The organism is Lacisediminihabitans sp. (assembly GCF_036404185.1).
GTDB lineage: Bacteria > Actinomycetota > Actinomycetes > Actinomycetales > Microbacteriaceae > Lacisediminihabitans.
The window spans coordinates 1-20,182 of record NZ_DASWPB010000129.1 but is presented as its reverse complement, the minus strand read 5'-3'; the positions used below and the strand labels follow the sequence as shown (position 1 = coordinate 20,182).

General features: G+C 69.6%; 18 protein-coding genes. 12 read left to right on the top strand and 6 right to left on the bottom strand.

Annotation, left to right across the window (positions count from 1 at the left end; all coding sequences use genetic code 11):
- Window positions 1-4: 4 nt before the first annotated feature.
- Both VGC18_RS09535 and VGC18_RS09530 read left to right on the top strand, forming a co-directional pair.
- A complete protein-coding gene (locus VGC18_RS09535) occupies window positions 5-1,291 on the top strand; it encodes a DUF58 domain-containing protein (RefSeq protein ID WP_331096656.1) in 1,287 nt (428 codons plus the stop codon).
- Entirely contained in the window at window positions 1,284-3,542 is a 2,259-nt protein-coding gene (locus VGC18_RS09530) for a transglutaminase TgpA family protein (protein WP_331096676.1), read from the top strand. Before VGC18_RS09535 ends, VGC18_RS09530 begins: the two co-directional genes overlap by 8 nt.
- A gap of 43 nt (window positions 3,543-3,585) precedes the next feature.
- Here VGC18_RS09530 and VGC18_RS09525 read toward each other — a convergent pair whose 3' ends face one another.
- The 5 genes from VGC18_RS09525 to VGC18_RS09505 all read right to left on the bottom strand — a co-directional run bounded on the left by VGC18_RS09525 (window position 3,586) and on the right by VGC18_RS09505 (window position 8,845).
- Window positions 3,586-4,614: a hypothetical protein gene (locus VGC18_RS09525; protein WP_331096654.1), complete on the bottom strand. Its 1,029-nt coding sequence runs from the start codon at window positions 4,612-4,614 to the stop codon at window positions 3,586-3,588.
- 36 nt (window positions 4,615-4,650) lie between these two features.
- On the bottom strand, window positions 4,651-5,862 hold the full coding sequence (locus VGC18_RS09520) for an aminotransferase class V-fold PLP-dependent enzyme (RefSeq protein ID WP_331096653.1): 1,212 nt from the start codon (window positions 5,860-5,862) through the stop codon (window positions 4,651-4,653).
- Between the two features lie 183 nt (window positions 5,863-6,045).
- Complete coding sequence (locus VGC18_RS09515; RefSeq protein WP_331096650.1) at window positions 6,046-6,828, bottom strand: ATP-binding cassette domain-containing protein; 783 nt, start codon at window positions 6,826-6,828, stop codon at window positions 6,046-6,048.
- Window positions 6,825-7,859, bottom strand: coding sequence for a putative F420-0 ABC transporter permease subunit (locus VGC18_RS09510; RefSeq protein ID WP_331096647.1), 1,035 nt, complete (start codon window positions 7,857-7,859; stop codon window positions 6,825-6,827). Before VGC18_RS09510 ends, VGC18_RS09515 begins: the two co-directional genes overlap by 4 nt.
- 5 nt (window positions 7,860-7,864) lie before the next feature.
- Window positions 7,865-8,845 (bottom strand): putative F420-0 ABC transporter substrate-binding protein, encoded by a 981-nt coding sequence (locus VGC18_RS09505; RefSeq protein ID WP_331096645.1) that lies wholly within the window; start codon window positions 8,843-8,845, stop codon window positions 7,865-7,867.
- 176 nt (window positions 8,846-9,021) lie between these two features.
- On the opposite strand from VGC18_RS09505, the gene VGC18_RS09500 reads away from it, so the two are divergent.
- Both VGC18_RS09500 and VGC18_RS09495 read left to right on the top strand, forming a co-directional pair.
- A complete protein-coding gene (locus VGC18_RS09500; RefSeq protein WP_331096643.1) occupies window positions 9,022-9,660 on the top strand; it encodes a helix-turn-helix domain-containing protein in 639 nt (212 codons plus the stop codon).
- Entirely contained in the window at window positions 9,657-10,895 is a 1,239-nt protein-coding gene (locus VGC18_RS09495; RefSeq protein WP_331096641.1) for an MFS transporter, read from the top strand. Before VGC18_RS09500 ends, VGC18_RS09495 begins: the two co-directional genes overlap by 4 nt.
- 245 nt (window positions 10,896-11,140) lie before the next feature.
- Here the strand turns inward: VGC18_RS09495 and VGC18_RS09490 are convergent, their stop codons facing one another.
- The gene (locus VGC18_RS09490) at window positions 11,141-12,475 is read right to left on the bottom strand and encodes a PLP-dependent aminotransferase family protein (protein WP_331096639.1); all 1,335 of its coding nucleotides are present in this window, start codon (window positions 12,473-12,475) and stop codon (window positions 11,141-11,143) included.
- Window positions 12,476-12,603: 128 nt separating this feature from the next.
- On the opposite strand from VGC18_RS09490, the gene VGC18_RS09485 reads away from it, so the two are divergent.
- From VGC18_RS09485 to VGC18_RS09450, 8 genes are all read left to right on the top strand, one after another.
- Window positions 12,604-13,452 carry a nitrilase-related carbon-nitrogen hydrolase gene (locus tag VGC18_RS09485; RefSeq protein WP_331096637.1) on the top strand — a complete coding sequence of 283 codons (849 nt, stop codon included), beginning with the start codon at window positions 12,604-12,606 and terminating at the stop codon, window positions 13,450-13,452.
- Between the two features lie 20 nt (window positions 13,453-13,472).
- A complete protein-coding gene (gene hydA, locus VGC18_RS09480; RefSeq protein ID WP_331096635.1) occupies window positions 13,473-14,906 on the top strand; it encodes a dihydropyrimidinase in 1,434 nt (477 codons plus the stop codon).
- Between the two features lie 7 nt (window positions 14,907-14,913).
- Window positions 14,914-15,930 (top strand): TIGR03842 family LLM class F420-dependent oxidoreductase, encoded by a 1,017-nt coding sequence (locus VGC18_RS09475; protein ID WP_331096633.1) that lies wholly within the window; start codon window positions 14,914-14,916, stop codon window positions 15,928-15,930.
- A gap of 4 nt (window positions 15,931-15,934) precedes the next feature.
- The gene (locus tag VGC18_RS09470; protein WP_331096631.1) at window positions 15,935-16,807 is read left to right on the top strand and encodes an ABC transporter permease; all 873 of its coding nucleotides are present in this window, start codon (window positions 15,935-15,937) and stop codon (window positions 16,805-16,807) included.
- Complete coding sequence (locus tag VGC18_RS09465; protein WP_331096629.1) at window positions 16,804-17,652, top strand: ABC transporter ATP-binding protein; 849 nt, start codon at window positions 16,804-16,806, stop codon at window positions 17,650-17,652. Before VGC18_RS09470 ends, VGC18_RS09465 begins: the two co-directional genes overlap by 4 nt.
- 17 nt (window positions 17,653-17,669) lie before the next feature.
- Entirely contained in the window at window positions 17,670-18,416 is a 747-nt protein-coding gene (locus VGC18_RS09460) for an ABC transporter permease (RefSeq protein WP_331096627.1), read from the top strand.
- A gap of 65 nt (window positions 18,417-18,481) precedes the next feature.
- Window positions 18,482-19,627 (top strand): ABC transporter substrate-binding protein, encoded by a 1,146-nt coding sequence (locus tag VGC18_RS09455; RefSeq protein ID WP_331096625.1) that lies wholly within the window; start codon window positions 18,482-18,484, stop codon window positions 19,625-19,627.
- Between the two features lie 63 nt (window positions 19,628-19,690).
- On the top strand, window positions 19,691-20,182 hold a 492-nt coding region (locus tag VGC18_RS09450; protein WP_331096623.1), incomplete at its 3' end, for an aminotransferase class III-fold pyridoxal phosphate-dependent enzyme.

Here is a 20,182-nt window from a genome sequence, read left to right as displayed (position 1 = left end):
CCCGATGCGGGGGAGGGCGACACGGAGGAATCGCGTCAGGGCGACGCGGCTGACCCGCCGCGGCTGGGCGCTGCTGATCGTCGGGCTCGTCTGCGTCCCGGTCGCCTATCTGATCCACCGCCAGGAGATCCTCTCCGTGGGCTGTTTCGTCCTGCTGCTGCCGGTCTGCGCCTGGCTGTACGTGCGGCTGAGGACCATGCGCATCTCCGTCAGGCGGGTGTTCTCCCCTCCCGCGGTGTCCGCCGGTCATCCCGCGACCGTCGAGCTCGAGGTGACCAACGCATCCACGGTGCAGACCTCCGAGGCGCACTGGCGTGACAACTGGCCATGGTCGCCCTACGCCAACGAGCCCGGCCTGCTGCCGTCGCTGCGTCCCCGCCTCGGCCGGGACGGCGGCCGCGGCTCTTCCGTGCGGCTGCGCTATCCGGTGTCCCCGCCCGTCCGAGGGGTCTTCGAGGTGGGCCCGCTGCTGCTCGACTTCTCCGACCCCTTCGGCCTCGCGGACGGCGCCATCGCCGTCGGGTCGACCGACACCCTCGTCGTGACACCCGAGATCGTCCCGCTGCCGGAGGGCATGGTGTCCGTCACCGCGGACGAGGGCCCGACCCGCATGATGGAGCGACGTGCCCTCGGCGCGGAGGACGACCTGATGACGAGGGAGTACCGGAGGGGGGATGCGCTGCGGCGCGTGCACTGGAGGGCCTCCGCCCATCACGGCGAGCTCATGGTGCGCCAGGAGGAGCAGCGCAGCCATGCCGAGGCGCGGCTGGTGCTCGACACCCGTGGTGCGGACTATCCGGATGCGCGGCCGTCCGGCGAAGCGGGGGAGCCGGAGAGCGACTCCTTCGAGTGGGCGGTCGGCTTCCTGGCCTCCCTCGCCCTGCACCTGCAACGCGGCGGCTTCCTGGTCACCGTCATCGAGACGGCCGAGAACCAGCTCGCAGACGTGGATCACGCCGAGGAGTTCCTGGAGAGCCTCGCCGCGGTCCGCCTGCTGGACGGTCAGACCGGGCCCATCTCGCTGCTGCACGGCGCCGACCGCCCCGATCGCTCACAGGGCTCCGTCTTCGCCGTCCTCGCGGATGCCGACCCGGCCATCCTCGACCGCCTGATCGCGCAGCGTCGGTCCTTCCATCTCGCCGTCGCCTTCCTGCTCGATCCGCTGCCCGCGACCTCCGCACGGCTCCGCGAGGCCGGCTGGATCTGCATCGAGGTCGATGCGGAGCAGCCGATGGACCTGGCCTGGCTGCGGGTCGGCGCCGAGCTGGATGCCGGTCGTGGTCATGCTTAGGCCTGCGGCGGTCGTGTCCTCCGCCGGCGGCTCGACGAGGACCCCAGGCCGCGACGCGCGGGTCGGCCTGGCCTTCCTGATCGCCGTCCTCGTCACGGTGTCCGGACTGCATGTGCTGCTGCGCGGTGTCGGCTGGTGGTTCGCGCTCGCCGGACTGAGCATCCTGCTCATCGGGGTGGCGGCGCTCGTCCGCTACTTCGCCAGGGGGCGCCGCTATCTCCTACCCACCCTCGCCTCCTCGATCGTGCTGCTTCTGGTACTGACCGTCTTCTTCGTGCCCACCACCGCCCTGGCGGGGATCGTGCCCACCGGTGGCAGCTTCGCCGCCTTCGGCAGGCTCGTCCAGGCCGCCACCCGGTCCATCGACCGCCAGTCCGTGCCCGCGACTGCGGACCTGCCGATCCTCTTCCTGCTCTGCTTCGGGGTGGGGGCGATCGTGATCGTCGGCGACGCGATCGCCGTCTCGTTCCGCGCCCCGGCCTTCGCGGGCATCCCGCTGGTCGTGCTGCTGGCGGTGCCGAGCGCCGTCGCCGTCGGACTCACCGACCCCCTCGTTTTTGTGCTCGCCGCCCTCGCCTTCCTGCTCCTGCTCTGGGTCGGGTCGACGAGGCGCCAGTGGCGGGTCTCCGCCTTCCTCGCGGTCGTCGTCGTCGCGGCATCCCTCCTCGCGCCGCTCGCGCTTCCGGCCGTCGAGGAGTCCGACGACTCCGGCGGCTCCGGCTCGTTCAGCATGGGGGTCAACCCGGTGCTGACGCTGGGGCAGGACCTGCGGAGGGACGAGGAGCACACCGTCCTCGACTACAGCACCTCGAGCGGGGAGGCCAGCTACCTCCGCCTGGTGAGCGTCGACAACTTCACCGGCACGAACTGGGCCCCCGACCGCTTCGACGTCGACACCCGCAACACCACCGACCGCATCGGCGACCCTCCCGGCCTCTCCCCGGACGTCGAGACCTCGACGGACACCACCTACGTGAACGTCGGTCCGCTGACGAGCACGTGGCTGCCGCTGCCGTACCCGACGACGCGGGTCGACGGGCTCACGGGCACCTGGTACTGGGATCGGAACGGGCTCGCGGTCAAGAGCACCGATCGGACCTCGTTCGACGAGGAGTACCGGGCGCGAAACCTCGTCATCTCGCCGACGCCGGAGCAGCTCGCCGCGGCGGGCACCACCGTGCCGAACGACATGCAGCGGTTCCTCGCCCTGCCGGCCAACCTGCCGAAGATCATCAGCACGACCGCGACGGAGGTCGCCGGTGGAGCATCGAGCAACTACGAGAAGGCGCTGCTGCTGCAGAACTACTTCCGCGACGGCACGTTCGAGTACTCGGAGACGGCACCGGTCGAGAACGGCTACGACGGCACGGGGATGAGGGTCATCGCCCGGTTCCTCCAGGAGAAGGAGGGCTACTGCATCCACTTCGCCTCCGCCATGGCCGTCATGGCGCGGAGCCTCGGCATCCCGTCCCGCGTCGCGGTCGGCTTCCTGCCCGGCGCGACGCTGCCGGAGACGGATCACGGCAGGACGCTCTACGAGGTCACCTCTCACGACCTGCACGCCTGGCCCGAGCTGTACTTCGAGGGCATCGGCTGGACCCGGTTCGAGCCGACCGCGAGCCGCGGGATCGTGCCCTCGTACGCCGATCAGAGCTCTGCGGACGTCCCCGTCCCGGTCAACACTCCGCTGCCGAGCGCCGGCGCGAGCGCCGCCCCGCAGCCGACCTCGAGCGCGACGAGCGCCCCCAGCGACTCACCGGATGCCGGCGGTGCCGCCGCGAGCACGGCCCCGGTCGTCGGTCCCGTCGGCTGGCTGCTCATCGCCGTGCTGATCGTGCTGCTGGTGCTCCTCGTCCCGGCGTTCCTCCGCGGACTCCGCCGGTCGGGCCGCCTGCGGGCCCTCGCGGTCGGCTCCGCCGGTGCGGGGGTCGCCTGGGCGGAGGTGCTGCAGACGGCGGAGGATCTCGGTGTGCCCGTGCCGCCGACGCAGACGCCGCGGGACACGGTCGGCCTGCTCGCCGGGGGCCGGTTCGCCGAGGATCCCGCGCTCGGCCGCCTGCTCGACGCCGTCGAGCGGGAGAGCTTCGCCCGGCCCGGCGCCGTCGGGTCCTACCCGGGCATCGCCGACGACACCCGGTCGGTCCTCGCCGCGCTGCGATCGTCGGCGGAGGGTCCCGACCGGCTGTGGGCGACGCTGCGTCCCCGGTCCGTCTGGCGCCGCATCCTGCACCCGTTCGGCACGGAGGCGTAGGAGACTGAGGAGGTCAGGCGGCTCCGCGAGCCCGCGTCCGTCCTTACTTGCTCAGCCCATCCACGGAGACCAGACCGTCGTGACGGCGGCCGTCGAAGATGATCGTGGGGATCTTGACGGTGTCGATCTTGTCGATGACCAGGCTGTGGTTGGCCTTGATGATGTCCGCCACCCGATCGGAGGCCGCCACGGTGGCGATGTTCGCGATCTGGTCCGGGGTCATACCCGCCTTGGCGAGCCAGCCGTTCAGCAGCGTGACGACGTCGGCGTGATCGTTTCCGTTGATGTAGTCCTGGTAGGACAGTCCGCTCGTGGTCTTGCCGGTGAAGATGTGGTCGAGGATCTGCCAGTCGACGGGGGTCTTGGCATCGGCCACGGGGTTGAGCCGGAGGGCCTCGAGGTACTGGCTCACCAGCAGGGAGTTCGGGAACTTGTAGGTGTTGCCGGTGGAGATGGGGAAGGCGACGTAGCTGAGGTTGTACCGATCGGCGAAGTGCGCCTTCTTGATGTTCTGGAACAGCTGGCGGCAGAAGCGGCAGCCGGGGTCGATGACCTCGAGCGCCGTCTTCTTGCTGGCGGAGTAGGTCTCCAGGTAGCTCTCATTGGCGGGGAGGTAGTCCTCGGCCTTCCAGTCGCGCAGGCGGGAGGGGATCGCCTCGATGGTGTCGCCGAGGCTCACGAACTCGTTGCGGAAGGCGCCGATCACGTCGAAGGTGCGTAGCGACTGGGTGAAGGTGGGGTTCGGGTCGGCGACGGAGCAGGACTCGGCGCCCAGGGTGCAGGACTCCGAGTTCTCCTTGTTGCAGGTCCCGTAGACGTAGAGGTTGAGGCCGCTCTTGACGACCGTGTATCCGCTCCAGATCGTGGTCAGCACGAGCAGGATCGAGATGACCTCGAGGCCGATGCTCGCCGGGCGGACCAGCCCGGGGCGCCGCGCGGCGACGGGGGCCAGCAGGCGGTCCTTGACGTCCTGCTTGAAGCTCGTGTCGCAGGCGCGGAAGGTGACCCGCCGGAAGGTGCAGTTCCAGGCCTTGCGGATGTATTTGCGGTAGCGCGCCGAGAAGGCGCCCATGATCAGGAGGACGATTAACGCCGCGATACAGAACACTTAGGCGAGGCCTTTCATGAGGCGGGTGAGGGTATCCAGTGCCAGGTCGATGTCGGCCGGTGTCGAGTGCAGGCCGAGGGAGAAGCGCAGCAGCGGCGGAAGGCCGAGCTGCTCCTTCAGGTAGTGATGGGCGCAGAAGTAGCCGCTGCGCGCCATGATGCCGGAGTGGGAGAGGAACACGGCCAGGCGATGGGCGTCCTGTTTCGGCGAGTAGAGGCTGATGACCGGCGCGCTCACGGTGTTGAGCAGGACGAGGCCGGGGATCCCGCTCAGGCCGTCGTACAGCCTGTCGGCGAGCCCGGAGATGTGCTCGGCGGGGCTCCGTCCTCCCGGCCGCACCGTGGAGAGCCAGTCGATGGCGCGGCGGAGGGCGATGATCTCGCCCCAGGCCTGCAGGCCGGGCTCGAGCAGGGCGGCGGGATCGTCGGGCAGCAGGTCGAAGGAGTCCTCCCGGACGTCGGCGACCATGCCGCCGCCGATGAAGGTGACCTCGAGGGAGGCGAGCAGCTCGTGACGTGCGACGATCACGCCGAGGCTCGCGCCGTACATCTTGTGGGCCGAGAAGCAGATCGCGTCCGCCTCCGTCTTCCTCAGCAGGGGGTGGTGGTGGGCGGCGGTCTGCGCCGCGTCGAGGATGACGATGCCGCCGCGGGCGTGGGTGTCGTGCACCAGCTGGGAGAGGTTGGTGAGCTGCCGCCCGTCCACGTTCGAGGTGACATTCACGACGACGACCGCCCGCTCGAGCTGGGCCGGCTCGTACCTCAGGGCCCCGTCGGCGTCGCGGTCGAGCACGAGGCGTTCGACGCCGAGGCGGGAGGCCGCCGTCATGGTCGGGAGGAAGACGGAGTTGTGCTCGATGTGGCTCGTGACGACCCGCAGATAGGTGTTCATCGGGAGCTGATGCAGCAGCAGGTTGAGACCGTAGCTGGTGTTGAGGGTGAAGGAGACGGCGTGGTTCCGCGGCGACAGCGAGAACAGGTCGAGAACCGCGGATCGGGCCGCCGCGACCTCCTCGTCGACGCGCTTGCCCCAGGCGTACTTGACCCGGCCGCCGCAGGCGTTGTACTCCGTGTAGTACTCGGTCAGCGCGTCGATCACCGGTCGGGGGCGCAGGCTCTGGCAGGCGGCATCCAGGTAGACGGTTCCCGGCTCCAGGTAGGAGAAGTCATCAAGGCGTCCGGCGTCCGTCGTGGCCGCATCGCGCCGTCGCATGTCACTCCGCTTCGTGGTGGAATACCGGCCATCGGCCGGGTCGCGGCGACAGCGAGCGGAGAGCTATCCCCGCCCTCTCGAATCTCGCAGGTGCCCCTTGCCCGAAACAGGGCCGAAGGTCCCCCCGGGCGAATCCTCAGCTATCCCCGGCGAACACCCAGGTTAGAAGGGAACGCCGCCCGCTCAGCGCAGGCTGCCGAAGGCGACCAGGGGACGGCCGGTCTGCGGATGCTCGATGACGCTCGCCCTGACCCCGTAGACCTCGCGGATGAGCTCGGCGGTGAGCACCTCGGAGGTCGGGCCGGCGGCGAAGACCCGCCCGCCCCGCAGGACGACGACGTGGTCGCAGTAGGCGCTCGCGAGGTTGAGATCGTGCAGGGCCGCGAGCACCGTCACCCCCTCGGCGGCGAGCCCCTTGAGCAGATCGAGCAGGGCGAGCTGCGCCGCGATGTCGAGGTGATTGCTCGGCTCGTCGAGCAGGAGCAGCTCCGGCTGCTGGGCGAGCGCCTTCGCGAGCAGCACGTGCTGGCGTTCCCCGCCGGACAGGCCGGTGTAGTCCCGGTCGGCGAGGGCCGCGGCGCCGGCGGACGCGAGCGCGGCATCCACGATCCTGCGGTCCTCAGCGCTCGACTCCCCGAACATCCCCTGGTGCGGGATCCGGCCGAGGGCCACGACGTCCCGCACACGCAGGGAGAGGTCGGTGGAGGAGTCCTGCTCGACGAAGGTGACGAGACGCGCGCGGGTCCTGCGGGGGAGGGCGAAGAGGTCGCGGCCGGCGAAGGAGACCGCGCCGGCATGCGGCCGCTCGACCGTCGCGAGCACCCGCAGCAGGCTGGACTTCCCCGCCCCGTTCGGACCGATCATGGCGGAGAAGGTGCCGGGCTCGACGGTGCAGTCGACCCCGTCGACGATGAGCCGGCCGTCGATCCGCACGTCGATCCTGGTGGCATCCAGGCCCCCGGTCAAACCTGGCTCCTGCGGCGCGTGAGCAGGAAGGCGAAGATCGGCGCGCCGACGATCGCGGTGACGATGCCGACGGGCAGCTCGCGGGGGTCGAAGATCGACCTGGCCGCCGTGTCCGCCCAGATGAGGAAGATCGCGCCGACGATCGCCGACAGCGGCAGCAGCGCCCGGTGCCGCGGGCCGACGAGCAGGCGCACGGCGTGCGGCAGGATGAGCCCGACGAAGCCGATCGAGCCGCTGACGGACACCATGGCACCGGTCAGCAGCGCCGTCGCCGCGAGCAGGACCCAGCGAACCGCCTGGACGTTGATGCCGAGCGCCGCCGCGGAGGTGTCGCCGAAGGCGAAGGAGTCGAGGATGCGCCCGCTCAGCATGATCGGGACGCCGGCGACGAGGATGGCGGAGAAGCCGATCGCGACGGCGGGCCAGCGCGCCCCGGCGAGCGAGCCGAGCAGCCAGTTGAGGATCTCCCGGTAGGAGTCGCCCGTGACCGTCCAGAAGATGATGAGGCTCGTCACGGCGGAGGCGAGCGACGACACCGCGAGACCGGCGAGCACGGTCCTCGACGGGGTGATCCGCCCGAGCGAGGAGGCGAGGGCCAGGGTGAGCAGGAGCGCGAGCATCGCCCCGAGGAAGGCGGCGAGCGGGAGCAGCAGCGAGATGCCGAGCAGGAGCACGGCGACGGCCCCGAGCGACGCGCCGGAGGACAGCCCGAGCAGGTAGGGGTCGGCGAGCGGGTTGCGGGTGATCGCCTGCATGACCACGCCGCTGATCGCCAGTCCGGCCCCCACGGCCGCCGCGGTGAGCACGCGCGGGAGCCGCAGCTGCCAGACGATGCCGTCGCGCAGCAGGCTCAGCGGGGTCGGGCCGATGCCGAGGTGGTGCAGCACGGACTGCCAGACGTCGATCGGCGTGATGCTCGCCGGTCCGATCGTGATCGCGAAGGTCACCGAGAGCAGCAGGAGGAGGAAGAGGGCGAGGCCGACGAGCACCGGGCGCGCCGCGCGGTCGTGTCTCGTGGTGCGGCTGGACATCCTCGCTACTTGAGATCGAGCTTCGCCAGCTGCGCGGACAGATCGGCCGCGGCCGAGACCGTCCGCACGCCGGCCTCGCTCGCGGCGAACGGCAGGGTCAGGTAGCGGTGGTTCTTCACCGCGGACAGGTTGGCCGTGGCCGGATTGCCCTCCAGCAGCTTGATCTTGCTCGCGGCGGTGTTCCAGGAGGCGTCGATGAGCACGATGACGTCCGGGTCGTCGTTGACGATGGACTCCCAGTTGAACGACGTCCAGGTGTCCTTGACCCCGGCGGCGACGTTGGTGAGTCCGATCGTCTCCAGGACGAGCTCCGGCGCGCCGATCCCCGCCCCCACGTACGGGGTGTCGGACCCGGAGGAGTACCAGAGGGCGGTCAGGCCGCGCGTGTCCTTGACGATCGCGGCGAGCTGCTTTTTCTGCTCGGTCAGCAGCGTCCGGTCGGAGACGTGGAAGATGGATGCGACCTCGTCGATCTCCTGGAAGATGTTGGAGAAGCCGAGCTTCGCGGGCTGGTATCCGGCCTCCTTGCAGGCCGCGGGGGAGACGTAGGTCTTGACACCGAGACCGGCGAGGTCGGAGCGGGTGCCCGCCCCGTCCGCCGAGAAGTTCGACTCCCAGCCGGCGTAGACGAGATCCGGGTTCGTGGCGAGCACGGCCTCCTGCGACGGCACCTGATCCGAGAGCAGCGGGAGCTTCGAGCTCGCCGCCTTCCACTTCGCCGGCACGGGACCATCGGGGAAGGCGGTGCCGACGATCCTGTCGCCGAGGCCCAGCGCGAGCAGCATCTCCGTGGAGGTGGACTTGATGGTGACGACCCGCTTGGGCGCCGGTCCGGAGAAGTCGACCCGGGTTCCGCAGTTGTCGAGGCCCTGCGAGGAATCGGACGCGGACGGCGCGGCCGTCGGTGCGGCGGCCGACGCGGCGCAGCCGGTGAGGCCGAGCGTCACGACGGCGGCGACGGCGAGAAGACGGGGAAGGGTGGACACGGGACCTCCGGTGCGCTGGCGAACGATGGTCGAGCGCTACCGGCTCGTGAGACCTGCCGCCCCAGTCCTGGGTCGATGCTCCGCACCAGATCGGTGCGGGGGCCGTTCCTCGATTCTATCCCGCGGTCGCCGGCCGAGGTCCGGGCGGAGGACGGACATCCGCTACTATATGAAACATGTCTTTCACACCTGGACCGGACGGGCGGCCGGAGGACCGGCGGCGGATCACGGATGCGCGGGCTCTCCGGGCGATCGCGCACCCGCTGCGGCTGGCCATCCTGCACCACCTCATGGCCTTCGGCGCCCAGACCGCGAGCGACTGCGCGAGGGCGGTCGGCTCGACGCCCTCGAACTGCAGCTATCACCTGCGGTCGCTGGCGCGGTTCGGCCTGGTCGAGGCGCTGGAGTCCTCTGATGGCCGTGAGCGGCCGTGGCGCAGCGCGGCGACGGGATTCGACTTCGCCGCGGAGGCGGAGGAGCGCACGGGGCGTGCGGGCGAGACCGGCTCGGAGGCCCGGGACCCGGCCGCGGCGGCGGTCGAGCGGGTGATCGCGGAGAGCTACGTCGAGGAGGGCGCCCGCCTCGCTCGCCGGGCCATCGCGGAGAGGGAGAGCACACCGCCTGCCTGGCGGGACTCGGCCGTCTCGGCCTCCTATGCGCTGAGGATGACCCCGGACGAGCTCGCGGACCTCGGCGAGCGGCTGGACGCCCTCATCCGTCCCTACATCGCGCTCACGCGGGGGGAGGCGCCCGCGGACGGCGAGGTGGTCTACCTGCAGGTCCAGGGGTTCCTGCATCCGGACGTCCTCGGATGACCGCCGTCGCCCCGGCACGATCGCCCATCGCCCAGCGGGACTTCTCCCTGATCTGGTGGGGCGGCCTCGTCTCCGACACCGGAGACTGGCTGCTCATGATCGCGCTGCCGCTGTTCGTGTTCGCGATCACCGGGTCCGCCCTCGGCGCGTCGACGGTCTTCCTCGCCGAGCTGATCCCCGTGCTGCTGTTCGGTCCGGTGCTCGGGGTGCTCGTCGACCGTTTCGACCATCGCCGCACGATGATCGTCCTCAACCTCGCCCAGGGGCTCGCGCTGCTGCCGCTGCTCGCGGCCAGTGCCGACCGGCTGTGGATCGTCTACCTCGTCGCGGCGGTCCAGGCCGCCCTCGCCGCCGGGGTCAACCCCGCCCGCCAGTCGCTGCTGCCCCGCCTCGTCTCGCCGGGCCAGCTCGGGCAGGCCAACTCCCTGCTCTCCGTCGCCGACAACCTCGCGCGGCTCGTCGGGTCCCCGCTCGGCGGCCTCGTCTTCGCCGGCCTCGGGCTGCCCGGCGTCGTCTGCCTCGACGCGGCGAGCTATCTGCTCAGCGCCGTCCTCGTGCTGCTCAGCCGGCCGAGGGTGCGGGAGGCGCCGTCCGGGGGCGCCGAGCCTCGGGGCCTCCTCCACGAGCTCCTCGGCGGATGGCGGACGATCAGGCGGGTGCGGCCGCTCGGCGCCATCCTCCTGATCGAGTGCGTCTCCGCCGTCGCCCAGGGGGTCTTCCTCGTGCTCTTCGTCGTCTACGTGGTGCAGGTGCTGCGGGCGGGAGACGCGGAGGTCGGGCTGCTGCGCGGGGTGCAGGCCATCGGCGGGATCCTCGGCGGCCTGCTCGTCGGGGTGCTCATCCGGCGGCTGAGCGCCCGGGTGCTCGTCGGCTACGGCTTCGTCGTCTTCGGCCTCCTCGCCTGGCTCACCTGGAATTTCGCTCCGATCAGCACGCTCAGCGTGTTCTACGTCGGCTTCTTCGTCGCCATGGGGATCCCCGCCGTCGCGACCACCGCCGGGGTCATGACGACCGTGCAGCAGGTCACCCCGCCCGCGGCCATCGGCAGGGTCGTCGCGACCACGGGGACCCTCGCCCAGGCGGCCCAGGGAGTCGGCCTGCTCGCCGCCGGCCTGCTCTCCGACCGCCTCGGGGTGATCCCGGTGCTCGACGCCCAGGCATCCCTCTATCTGGTCTGCGGGCTGCTCGCCCTGCTGCTGCTGCGGACCGGGGCGGGCCGGTCACGCATCCGCTGATCCCGCATCCGCTGATCCCGCGCTGCGGGTCGTGCCGTGCCGTGCGGCGCCTGCGCCCGTCGCGGCGGGAGTTGTCGCACCTCCCGGCGGGAGATACGGCCCTCCCCGTCTGTCGCGGCGGGGGATAAGACATCTCTCGGCGGGAAATGTGCACCACGGAGGGAGGCGCGCCTCCCTCCGCCACCACCTTTCTCCCGCCGCGAGCTCTCCCGCCGCGAGTGGAGGGGCGGGCGGGCCGCGGGTCCCTAGGTGCGCGCGGCCGTCGCGAGGTGCTCGGCGATCGAGTCGAAGTCCGTGCGGATGAGCCCCGCCGTCACCCGGACGAAGTCGCCGGCCTGATCGGCCTGGAACGGGGTGCCCGCGGCGACCCGGATGCCCGCGGCGGCCAGGTGCACGACCGCCGCGCGCTCGTCCGCCACGGGCAGCCAGGTGTTGATGCCGTCGGAGGCGGGGAGCTCGAGGCCGTTCGCGGCGAGCGCCTCGGACAGCCTGCGCTGCCTGGACCGGTAGATCCTCCTGGCGTCGCTCACCTCCGAGACGGAGGTCGAGTTGCTGAGCAGATCGTGCAGCATGGTCTGCAGCATCCTCGAGGTCCAGCCAGGGCCGAGGATGCGACGGGCCACGAGCGGTTCGATCAGCTCGCTCGGGCCGCCGATCGCGGCGATCCTGAGATCGGGGCCGTGCGACTTGGAGAAGCTGCGGATGTGCAGGAGCTGTCCGGGCAGCCACGCGCCGAGGCTCACGTCGCGGGCCGTCGTGATCTCGCCGGAGTGATCGTCCTCGACGACGATCGCGTCGCTCGCGTGGCGGGAGCGGCGGATGACCTGGGCGAGCTCCTCCGACCTCGCCCTGGTGAGCGAGCGTCCCGTGGGATTCTGCGCCCTGGGCTGCAGCACGATCACGGTCGGCCGCAGGGTGAGGGCCGCTTCGAGCAGGTCGGGTCGCAGCCCGTTCTCGTCCATGCCGACGGGGACCCTGACCGCGCCGAAGTGGTCGAGCAGGTCGAAGATGGGCGGGAAGCCGGGATCCTCGACCACGACCCGGTCGCCGAAGCGCACGACGATCTCCATCGCCCTGGACAGGGCGTCGAGCGCGCCGTCGACCACCGTCACCGCCTCGACGTCGTACGGCCAGGTGTCCCTGAGCAGAGACTCCAGCTCGGGGATGACCGGCCGATCGAGATAACTGACCGTTCCCGCCCGCTCGGAGACTCGGGAGAGCGCCGGACCGAGGGCGGGAAGGAGCAGGGGGTCGGGGGTGCCGGTCGACAGATCGAGCCTGGTCGCCTCCAGCTGGCCGGCGAGGCCCTGGAAACGCGGGGGCAGCCAGCGGCGGGGCGCCGCCATGACGAAGCTGCCGCTGCGGCCGCGGGAGATGATGAGCCCGACCCCGGACAGCGCCTGCCAGGCGTGACTCACCGTCGCCGGGCTCACCCCGAGATCGGAGGCGAGCTCTCGCACGGTCGGCAGACGGTCTCCGGGAGCGAGATCGCCGGAGGTGATGAGCCGGGCGACGGCGGCAGCGATACCGTGGGGGGTGGGCTCTTCGACGGCGATCGCGATCGTCTTCACGGCAGGCACCGACTGTCATCCATGTGATCCGCTTCCCCGCCGGCCCTCTCTGTTTACGCCAGCGTCATAAACAGAAACATAAGGGAAATGTTTACGGCGCACAATAACAAAACGAACAAAACGATGGAGGCCGACCAATGACTGTCGTACGCGCGGCGATCACCCAAACCACCTGGACAGGCGACAAGGAGTCGATGCTCGCCAAGCACGAGCAGTTCGCCCGCGACGCCGCGGCGGACGGGGCGCAGGTCATCTGCTTCCAGGAGCTCTTCTACGGGCCGTACTTCGGCATCACGGAGGACGCGAAGTACTACGACTACGCGGAGCCGGTCGACGGCCCCATCGTCAGCCGGTTCGCCGCGCTCGCCAAGGAGCTCGGCCTGGTCATGGTCCTTCCCATCTACGAGGAGGACATGCCGGGGGTGTACTACAACACCGCGGTCGTGGTCGACTCCGACGGGACCGTGCTCGGCAAGTATCGCAAGCACCACATCCCCCACCTCGACAAGTTCTGGGAGAAGTTCTACTTCCGCCCCGGCAACCTCGGCTACCCGGTGTTCCAGACCGCCGTCGGGCCGATCGGCGTGTACATCTGCTATGACAGGCACTTCCCGGAGGGCTGGCGCGAGCTCGGACTCGCCGGTGCCCAGATCGTCTTCAACCCGAACGCGACCAAGCCGGGCCTCTCCAATCGCCTCTGGGAGATCGAGCAGCCCGCCGCCGCCGCCGCCAACGGCTACTTCGTCGCCGCCCCGAACCGGGTGGGACGGGAGGACAACGAGTACGGCGACCTCGCGGTCGACTTCTACGGCAACAGCCAGTTCGTCGACCCGCAGGGCAACCTCGTCGGCGCCTACGGCAGCGACACCGAGGAGGAGGTCGTCATCCGCGACCTCGACCTCGGGATGATCCGCGAGGTGCGCAACAACTGGCAGTTTTACCGCGACCGTCGTCCGGAGTCGTACACCACCATCACGAAGCCGTAGGCCCGATCGGAGGAAGAGCGATGAAGACCCTCATCAAGAATGGAACGGTCGTCAACGCGACCGGCACCGCGGTCGCCGACGTGCTCATCGACGGCGAGACCATCGCGGCCGTGCTCGCACCGGGTTCGCGACTGCTCGGCTTCGATCTGGAGGCGAACGTCGACACCGTGATCGACGCGACGGGCAAGTACGTGATCCCCGGCGGGATCGACGCGCACACCCACATGGAGATGCCCTTCGGCGGGACCTTCGCGAGCGACACCTTCGAGACGGGCACCCGCGCGGCCGCCTGGGGCGGCACGACGAGCATCGTCGACTTCATCGTCCAGTACCCCGACCAGAACGTGCTCGACCAGTACGCGCTGTGGCACGAGAAGGCCGCGGGCAACTGCGCGGTCGACTACGGCTTCCATCAGATCCTCTCCGACGTGCAGGATGCCTCGCTCACGGCGATGGACGAGCTCATCGAGGAGGGCGTCTCCAGCTTCAAGCTGTTCATGGCCTACAAGGGCGTGTTCCTCTCCGACGACGGCCAGATCCTGCGGGCCTTCCAGAAGGGGGCGCAGAACGGCGCGCTGATGATGATGCACGCCGAGAACGGCGCGATGATCGACGTGCTCGTGAAGCAGGCCCTCGAGGCGGGCAACACCTCGCCGTACTACCACGGCATCACCAGGCCGTGGCAGACGGAGGAGGAGGCGACCCACAGGGCGATCATGATCGCCAACCTGACCGGCGCCCCCCTCTACGTCGTGCACGTCTCGGCCAAGCAGGCGGTGGAGCAGATCTCCGCCGCCCGCGACAGCGGCCAGAACGTGTTCGGGGAGACCTGCCCGCAGTACCTCTATCTCTCGCTCGAGGAACAGCTCGGCGCGACCGGGCAGGAGTGGGGCGGCTTCGAGGGCGCCAAGTGGGTGTGCTCCACGCCGCTGCGGTCGGAGGCCGACGGCCACCAGCACCACATGTGGCAGTCCCTCCGCACCAACGACATCCAGATGGTCTCCACCGACCACTGCCCGTTCTGCATGAAGGGCCAGAAGGACATGGGGCTCGCCGACTTCTCCAAGATCCCGAACGGCATCGGCTCGGTCGAGCACCGGATGGACCTCATGTACCAGGGCGTCGTCGACGGCCAGATCTCGCTCCCCCGTTGGGTGGAGCTGACCTCGACCACCCCGGCGCGGATGTTCGGCATGTACGGCAAGAAGGGGGTCATCCAGCCGGGAGCCGACGGCGACGTCGTGGTCTACGACCCGAAGGGCCACACGAGCATCGGGCTGGAGAAGACCCACCACATGAACATGGACTACTCGGCCTGGGAGGGCTTCGAGATCGACGGCCACGTCGACACCGTGCTCTCCCGCGGCAAGGTGATCGTGGACGACGACCGGTACCTCGGCACGAAGGGCGACGGCAAGTACTTCAAGCGCGGCCTCTCGCAGTACCTGATCTAGGAGAACCATGGAATTCGGCGCCGTTTTACAGACCAACCCACCCGCCTCTCGCACCGTCGCCCTGGCCCAACTGGCGGAGCAGCACGGCTTCGGCTATGTCTGGACCTTCGACTCGCACCTGCTCTGGCAGGAGCCGTACGTGATCTACAGCCAGATCCTCGAGCGCACCCATCGGGTGAAGGTCGGCCCGATGGTCACCAACCCGGCGACGCGGGACTGGACGGTCACGGCATCCCTCTACGCCACCCTCAATGAGATGTACGGCAACCGCACCATCTGCGGGATCGGCCGGGGGGACTCGGCCGTGCGGGTCACCAACGGCGCGCCGACCACCCTCAAGACGCTGCGCGAGGCGATCCACGTCATCCGCGAGCTCGGAAACTCCCGGCCGGTGGAGTACAACGGTGCGCAGCTGCAGTTCCCGTGGAGCCAGGGCTCCGAGCTCGAGGTCTGGGTTGCCGCCTATGGGCCGCTCGCGCTCAAGCTCGCGGGGGAGGTCGGCGACGGATTCATCCTCCAGCTCGCCGACCTCGACATCGCCGAATGGATGATCGGGGCCGTCCGGGATGCGGCGGAGAAGGCGGGCAGGGACCCGATGTCGGTGAAGTTCTGCGTCGCCGCTCCCATGCACATCGGCGACGACTGGGAGCACATGCGCGACCAGAACCGCTGGTTCGGCGGGATGGTCGGCAATCACGTCGCCGACATCGTCGCCAAGTACGGGGAGAACTCCCCGGTGCCGAAGGCCCTCACCGACTACATCAAGGCCCGTGAGGGCTACGACTACAACGAGCACGGTCGCAGCGGCAACAGTCACACCACCTTCGTGCCGGACGATATCGTCGACCGGTTCTGCCTGCTCGGCACGGCGGACGATCACATCGAGAAGCTGAGGGCGCTGAGGGAGCTCGGCGTCGATCAGTTCGCCGGGTACCTGCAGCACGACAACAAGGAGGAGACCCTCAGGGTCTACGGCGAGACGGTCATCCCCGCCCTCCGCGAACAGATCACCGCGAAGGCCTGAGACCATGGCCGGCCGCATCCGCCCCGTCGTCCTCGGCGTTCTCGGCGTGGTGCTGCTGGGGGTGCTGTGGGAGGGCTACAAGGCGCTCGGCCCCGCACAGGGGGTCGTCGTCGACGGGCTGACGGTCCTGCCGCGCACGAGCGACCTCGCGATGCCCCACCTCGCGACCATGTGGCTGCGGATCGGCCAGCCGGTCACCTCGACGCCGGGTTCCCCGCCGCTGTGGTCGGCTGTCGCCCACGCCTCCGCCTTCACCCTGGGCATCGCCGCCGTCGGCTGGCTCATCGGCGTGGTGGTCGGGCTGCTGCTGGCGATCCTCATGCAGCGCTTCCGCACCGCGGAGTCCGCCGTCCTGCCCTGGGTCGTCCTCAGCCAGACCGTCCCGCTCATCGCTCTCGCCCCGCTGGTTGCCGGCATCGGCTCGCAGATCAGCATCGGCTCCTGGCGCTGGCAGGACTGGATGTCCGTCGCCCTCATCGCCTCCTACCTCGCCTTCTTCCCGGTGTCCGTCGGCGCCCTGCGCGGTCTCGGCTCTCCCGACACCGCTCACGTCGAGCTCATGCGCAGCTATGCGGCCGGCTGGTGGAAGACCCTCCTGAGGCTTCGGCTGCCGGCGAGCGTGCCCTACCTGCTTCCCGCCCTCCGGCTGGCCGCGGCCAACGCGGTCATCGGCACCGTGGTCGCCGAGGTCTCGATCGGACTGGCCGGAGGGGTGGGCCGGATGATGGTCGAGTACGCCTCGGCCTCCAGCGGGGATCCTGGCAAGCCGTGGGCGCCCATCTTCGGCGCCGTGATCATCGGCCTGATCGCGGCGGGGGCGGTCGCCCTGCTCGGTCTCGCGCTCAAGAAGTACCGCAGGGGAGAGGTCTCGTCATGACACCGTCGCACGCAGCAGAGGGCGGCTCGGCCGTCCTGGTCGAGGGGGTGTCCAAGGTGTTCAGCACCGGACGGCGCCAGCAGGTCGTCGCCCTGACGGACATCGACCTCGTGGTCTCGCCCGGCGAGTTCGTCTCCCTGATCGGTCCGAGCGGGTGCGGCAAGAGCACGCTGCTCAGGCTGATCGCCGACCTCGACCAGCCGACGACGGGCGCGGTCAGCGTCTTCGGCAAGACCGCCCGCCAGGCCAGGATCGACCAGGACTACGGCATCGCCTTCCAGCAGGCAGGGCTCCTGCCCTGGCGGTCGATCTCGGAGAACATCGAGCTGCCGCTCGAACTGCACGGCGTCGGCAGGAGGGCGCGCAGGGAGCGCTCTGCCGAGCTGCTCGACCTCGTCGGCCTGACCGACTTCGCCGACCGCTATCCAGAGCAGCTCTCCGGCGGCATGCAGCAGCGGGTGGCGATCGCCCGCTCCCTCGCGGAGAGTCCGGAGCTGCTGCTCATGGACGAGCCGTTCGGGGCCCTCGACGAGATGACCCGCGAGCGCATGCAGAACGAGCTCGTGCGCATCTGCCGGGAGACGGCCGCCGCCGTCGTCTTCGTGACCCACTCCATCCCCGAGGCGGTGTTCCTCTCCGATCGGGTGGTCGTGATGTCGCCGCGCCCCGGGCGCATCCGTGACGTCCTGGATGTCTCGCTCGGTTCCGCGGGAGAGCGCGACGACGGCCTCAGGGAGGCGGCGGGATTCTTCGCCACGGTGAGCGCGGTGCGCGAGGCCCTGCACGGGACGCCCGCTTCGGCGGAGGAGACGGCCGGCGCGGCCCGGGGGGTCGACAACCGATGAGGGGAACCAGGGTCCGCATGATCGTGGCCCCGATCGCGCTCGGCGTGATCGCGCTCGCGCTCTGGCAGCTCATTGTGGTCGTCTTCGGCATCAAGCCGTTTGTCCTTCCGGCCCCGATCACCATCGGCACCACGTTCGCGACCCAGCTCTCCGCCGTCTGGAAGGGCACGGTCATCACCGGGACCAACGCGCTCATCGGCCTCGTCATCGGGGTCGTCGTCGGCATCGTCGCCGCGGTGGTCTCCGCGCTGCTGCGGTTCTTCGACGAGCTCACCCAGCCGGTCGTCACCGCCCTCGCCGTGGTCCCGATCGTGGCCCTCGCGCCCGTGCTGTACACGATGTTCGGCGCGGGGGCCCAGACGACCAGGCAGCTGATCGCCGCGCTGGCGGTGTTCATCCCCGTGTACTTCAACACGCTGCGGGGACTCAGGCAGGTGCGCCCGGTCCATCGCGACCTCATGCGCGCATACGCGGCGACCTCCTGGCAGGCGACGCGCACCGTGACCCTGCCAGGCGCCCTGCCGTTCCTCTTCACGGGGCTGCGGATCGCCTCGTCCCTCGCGGTCATCTCCGCCCTCATCGCCGAGTACTTCGGCGGCCCAGTCAACGGTCTCGCGAGCTCGATCACCTCGGCGGCCGCGTACAGCAACTACACCCTCGCCTACGCCTTCGTGCTCGGGGCGATCCTGCTCGGACTCGTGTTCTTCTGCGTCACCCTGGCCCTGGAAAAGCTTGCAACGAGGCACTCGCCGACTCCAGTCTGACGTCCGGAGGCCACGGCAGCCGGCGGTACCAATCCCTTATCGAGAGCACCAAGGAGGAAGCACCAATGAAACACAGCACACGTATCGTGCTCGGCGTCGGCGCCATGGCGGCAGCCAGCGCGCTGATCCTGAGCGGCTGCAGCAGCAGCCCGACTCCCGCAAGCAGCGGCTCCGGCAAGGGCCTGACCAAGGTCACCCTGCAGCTCCAGTGGGTCGCGGACGCCCAGTTCGCCGGCTACTACGCGGCGGTCGACCAGGGCTTCTACAAGAAGGAGGGCCTCGACGTCACGATCAAGGAGGCCGGGACCGACACCGTCCCGATCCAGACGGTCGCGAAGGGCCAGGCCGACTACGCCATCTCCTGGGTGCCGAAGGTGCTCGGCTCGATCGAGCAGGGGGTCAACGTCACCGATGTCGCCCAGATCTTCGAGCGCAGCGGGACGACGCAGATCTCCTTCAAGGACAAGGACATCGTCAAGCCCGCCGACCTCAATGGCAAGAAGGTCGGCAGCTGGGGCTACGGCAACCAGTGGGAGCTCTTCGCCGGGATGCAGAAGGCGGGCATCAACACCGACACGGGGATCTCGCTCGTGCAGCAGGCCTTCGACATGAAGGGCTTCCTCGCCGGCGACATCGATGCGGCGCAGGCGGAGACCTACAACGAGTACGCCCAGGTGCTGGAGACGGTGAACCCGGCGACGGGCAAGCTCTACACACCGGACGATCTCAACGTCATCAACTGGAACGACTACGGCACGGCGATGCTGCAGGATGCGATCTGGGCGGATGCCGACCGGCTCAAGGACGCCGCCTTCGACAAGACGACGATCAAGTTCATCAAGGCCTCCATCGAGGGCTGGGTCTACGCGAGGGACAACCCGGAGAAGGCGGCCGCCATCGCGACCAAGGCCGGATCCACCCTCGGCACGAGCCACCAGCTCTGGATGACCAACGAGGTGAACAAGCTCATCTGGCCCTCCACGAGCGGCATCGGCGTCATCAGGAAGTCGCTGTGGGACCAGACCGCGAAGATCGCGGAGGGGACCAAGGACAACACCGGCTCGACCATCATCACCAAGGCGCCGCCGGCGACCGCCTACTCCAACAAGTACGTCGACGCGGCTCTCAAGGAGCTCAAGGCCGACGGCGTCGACGTGATGGGGACGAACTTCGCCCCCATCTCCGTCACCCTCAAAGAGGGCGGCAACTGACCGTCCGAGTAACCTGGTGCGGGGGCCGGCTCTCGGCCCCCGCACCCTTATCTAAGGCAAGAAATGAACGCTCTCGACCCCGCCGCCTTCGACCAGAACGACGGCAAAATCGCGTACGACCTCGATAGGGCCTACGTCTTCCACTCCTGGTCTGCCCAGGGGGCGCTGAAGCCCTTCGTCATCGCGGGTGCGCAGGGCAGCACGGTCTGGGACTACGACGGCAAGCGCTATCTCGACTTCTCCAGCCAGCTGGTGAACATGAACATCGGCCACCAGCATCCGAAGGTCATCGCCGCGATCAAGGAGCAGGCCGACATCCTCACCATGATCGCGCCGGCGCACGCGAACATCGCCCGCGGCAACGCGGCCAAACGCATCCTCGCCAAGGCAGGTCGACCGTTCGGCAAGGTCTTCTTCACCAACGGCGGCGCGGATGCCAACGAGAACGCCATCAGAATGGCCAGGCTCGTCACGGGGCGGGACAAGATCCTCACCCAGTACCGCTCGTACCACGGCAACACGGGGGCGGCCATCGTCGCGACCGGCGACTGGCGG

Bases quoted from the DNA above. Each gene is read 5' to 3' on its own strand.
- VGC18_RS09455 (WP_331096625.1), top strand. From the start codon at position 18,482: ATGAAACACAGCACACGTATCGTGCTCGGCGTCGGCGCCATGGCGGCA.
- VGC18_RS09500 (WP_331096643.1), top strand. From the start codon at position 9,022: ATGTCTTTCACACCTGGACCGGACGGGCGGCCGGAGGACCGGCGGCGG.
- VGC18_RS09510 (WP_331096647.1), bottom strand. From the start codon at position 7,859: ATGTCCAGCCGCACCACGAGACACGACCGCGCGGCGCGCCCGGTGCTC.
- hydA (WP_331096635.1), top strand. From the start codon at position 13,473: ATGAAGACCCTCATCAAGAATGGAACGGTCGTCAACGCGACCGGCACC.
- VGC18_RS09495 (WP_331096641.1), top strand. From the start codon at position 9,657: ATGACCGCCGTCGCCCCGGCACGATCGCCCATCGCCCAGCGGGACTTC.
- VGC18_RS09485 (WP_331096637.1), top strand. From the start codon at position 12,604: ATGACTGTCGTACGCGCGGCGATCACCCAAACCACCTGGACAGGCGAC.
- VGC18_RS09525 (WP_331096654.1), bottom strand. From the start codon at position 4,614: ATGGGCGCCTTCTCGGCGCGCTACCGCAAATACATCCGCAAGGCCTGG.
- VGC18_RS09520 (WP_331096653.1), bottom strand. From the start codon at position 5,862: ATGCGACGGCGCGATGCGGCCACGACGGACGCCGGACGCCTTGATGAC.
- VGC18_RS09465 (WP_331096629.1), top strand. From the start codon at position 16,804: ATGACACCGTCGCACGCAGCAGAGGGCGGCTCGGCCGTCCTGGTCGAG.
- VGC18_RS09470 (WP_331096631.1), top strand. From the start codon at position 15,935: ATGGCCGGCCGCATCCGCCCCGTCGTCCTCGGCGTTCTCGGCGTGGTG.
- VGC18_RS09475 (WP_331096633.1), top strand. From the start codon at position 14,914: ATGGAATTCGGCGCCGTTTTACAGACCAACCCACCCGCCTCTCGCACC.
- VGC18_RS09530 (WP_331096676.1), top strand. From the start codon at position 1,284: ATGCTTAGGCCTGCGGCGGTCGTGTCCTCCGCCGGCGGCTCGACGAGG.
- VGC18_RS09460 (WP_331096627.1), top strand. From the start codon at position 17,670: ATGATCGTGGCCCCGATCGCGCTCGGCGTGATCGCGCTCGCGCTCTGG.
- VGC18_RS09535 (WP_331096656.1), top strand. From the start codon at position 5: ATGCGGGGGAGGGCGACACGGAGGAATCGCGTCAGGGCGACGCGGCTG.